The organism is Endozoicomonas sp. SESOKO1, assembly GCF_024606265.1.
GTDB lineage: Bacteria > Pseudomonadota > Gammaproteobacteria > Pseudomonadales > Endozoicomonadaceae > Endozoicomonas.
Genome location: NZ_JAHHPP010000112.1, coordinates 1 through 2,881 on the forward strand (window position 1 = coordinate 1; position 2,881 = coordinate 2,881).

Below are 2,881 nucleotides of genomic sequence, written 5' to 3' on the forward strand. Positions count from 1 at the left end.
GGAACTGGTTTCTTTGAGGCAGGCTGATGCCTGACGGTGAAACGTGAACCGGCAGCCTGGGAATAAACGACAGAATGATACGAATAATCACTGAAAGGCATACATCTCGGCTATCCACCCATTAACGCTGCAGCGGGATGATGCCAGTCAGCTTTTCGTTCAGATATGTGCTTTTTCTGCTCCCTAACCTTTTGGGAGTCCCGGGCATTGATTTGCCAGAGTACTTTGTTGACTACCCATAAATAGAACTTCATTACGTTGATCACGAAGTTTTTGAGTTTGGCTTTAAAGCCTTCCCAATGGGCCCTTCGGCGGGCGTATTGCTCATAGGCTTTTCCTGTTTTGGCAAGATCTGCCCTGGTTGAAGATCCCAGCGCTCTGCCAAGTTTTGCCCCAACCACCAGAAAGTTATTTAACGAGCGGTAATAGGGGAGCGATGTGGCGGCATCCCCGGCGATGCAGATGAGCTTTCCTGATGGCGTTACATGGTGAACTTTTCGGGCATGAAAAATAGACAGGGTATAAGGGGTTAATTCTTCAGTACCAGAAATAATGGATTCCTGGCAGTATTTATACTTTAACGCCTGCCAGTTTTTTATTTTTTCTTTCAGGCGATCACTCACCATACTGTCAGACAGTTTTCCGGTATTACTGAAGTTATAGCCAGACAGACTGTCAAACTCTTTTTTTGAAATAAAAAAGTCGATGGTGACTTCATTGGTATTTTCATTCAGTTGGCGAATGCGCTCTTCAACCGGTGATAACATGGCTTTAAAGGTTACATAGGCATAGCGGAAAACATTTAGCCAGCCACTGGCCAGCTTCTTCGTTGGACCCTGGACCTGGTATTTTACCCTGACTCGATATTGAAGGTCTTTTTTCGCGGTAAACTCACTGTCTTCATCGGTTGAAGACAGTTCGGAGAACACCACATCTTCTCCCCGGTAGTCGGGATTATCGGCCATTGTCAGTAACGCTTTTCTGCTTTTTGAATGTGCGCCATCGGCACAGACAAGGGCATCAAACAGGGCTTCTCCGGATTTGAACGTTACTTTACCATCACCGATGGCAACAACCTCGTAATCACTGCCAGCATGCATGGTTATGCCCATTTTCTGGGCAATTAATTTCAGATCCGTTTCAAACTCTTTGCAACTGATATGGCCATGCTGGCTCCGGATTTTATGCCTGAGCTGCGCCATTCCCTGTTTTAAAATGGGATGGTCATAACATTTCAGGGACCTGAAGCATTGATCATCAATGTTGACCGTGTGATTCCGCGTATATTCTGCTCTCTTTTCAAACATGACTATATCGGTATCAGGCTGCCTTGCCTTCAATTGCAATGCATTCTGAAGGGCAATAGGGCCCATGCCTGCGTAGACGACCTTGAGCGCCCGATGATTCAGGGGTTTGCCTGCCCGCCGTTCTTCAATGTATTTATCCCCGGTGTTCTCCAATCCTTCTGGCAGGGCCATTGCACTGGGGAGCGGGGCTGAAAATAAACCTGAAATGGGTCTGCCTGGTATTGCGTCCATGTCCTTTCAGCTCCTTCTGAAAAAAATAACCCTATGATTTTTATTGGATAAAACCGGACTATTCGTTTTGGATGATGATTAATGAAATCTGACGGTTTAAAGATTGGACATTTTTTTTAGAAAAACGTTCGTTTTAATTTTTGCATCCACCCGGTTTTCACTGCCGGGGACGCATTCAGAGTACCGATAAGCTATACGTAGCTAACCCTATTCATGAATTAAAGTATGAGGATAGTAACGAGATGAACATATCGTCAGTGCCGCTGGCTACTTTTTCCCATACCGATGGTGCAAACCACCTTGAAGAGCACTCCGGATCAAGCCCCCGGCATGGGGCAAGAGACATCCATCAATTACCAGCGGCTGATGTAATTGCCCGGATGCCCGGAGCGGATCCAGAAGGTGCTGTGGGCAGGGAAACCACACCAACACCGGATCGTCGTTGTTTAATGCCTTCAGGAGTACAACTATGGGATCGAATTCGGGTGCAGCTCAATCATGAATTAAAGGAAAGCAAAAAATGCAAGGTGTTTTGTACCGAGCGTGGGTATGCAGAAGAAGGTGTAAAGGCGCGTTTCGCCAGACGGGTCAGAGACAAACTATACCAGGAAGGGCTTGCTGATGAGGCAGCCAATGCGATTCAACGGACTGTTAGGGCAAGAGCGACGCCAGCTCTAAATCCGGTGAATAAGTACTTTTTCTTTGTGGAAAGTATCAAGATAAACGACTTTCTTAATAGATATTATTCTGATAGTGAGGGTTTGTACGGCATATTTAAGATTTCCAGACCCTATGAAAATAGAAATTCCAAAAGCCATCATCACTGGGAAAACGCATATGCCGTTACTTTCCGTGTGCCAGAACCCTTAGTTGACGCCAGGTACTTTTATATCATTCCAAGAGCTAAAAACTTTTGCCCCATCGCAATGGTCGACAGGGAAAAGTACATAGCCAATAGCATGGCGAGGTATTTTGGCGATACCCTGAGTGTTTTTTGGGAGACGTTAAATGATCAGGACAATGACGACCGGCAAAAGTTGGACAACTTGAAAGCCCTGCTACGTCCGGGCAACTCAGTAGATGGAATCTCCGGGCAGCCAGACGACAGCTTGCCAACAGTGGAAGAAGTGCGTTTGACTGCCGGGGAGTTCCTGACGCGTATCCGTTTAGCACCGGGGAGTGCTGATTGCCATGAGCCGATGGAAATACATAAAGAAAACCAACAGGCCGAATTGAACAATGCCGAGGCGCAATCTCGCACTGTTTAGGAGTTGTCCTGAAATAACTTCGACATTTCTCAGACGCTACCCGCCGCCCGCTTCCCGAAAAGCTGGAACCACTTG

At 46.7% G+C, this 2,881-nt stretch carries 2 protein-coding genes; one reads left to right on the forward strand and one right to left on the reverse strand.

The window, feature by feature from the left end; translation table 11 throughout:
* Window positions 1-110: 110 nt before the first annotated feature.
* Window positions 111-1,538, reverse strand: a complete 1,428-nt coding sequence (locus tag KDK13_RS05875; RefSeq protein WP_257284031.1) for a hypothetical protein — start codon at window positions 1,536-1,538, stop codon at window positions 111-113.
* A gap of 242 nt (window positions 1,539-1,780) precedes the next feature.
* Here KDK13_RS05875 and KDK13_RS05880 point away from each other — a divergent pair, with 242 nt between their 5' ends.
* Window positions 1,781-2,806, forward strand: coding sequence for a hypothetical protein (locus KDK13_RS05880; protein ID WP_257284032.1), 1,026 nt, complete (start codon window positions 1,781-1,783; stop codon window positions 2,804-2,806).
* The last annotated feature ends 75 nt before the right edge of the window (window positions 2,807-2,881 follow it).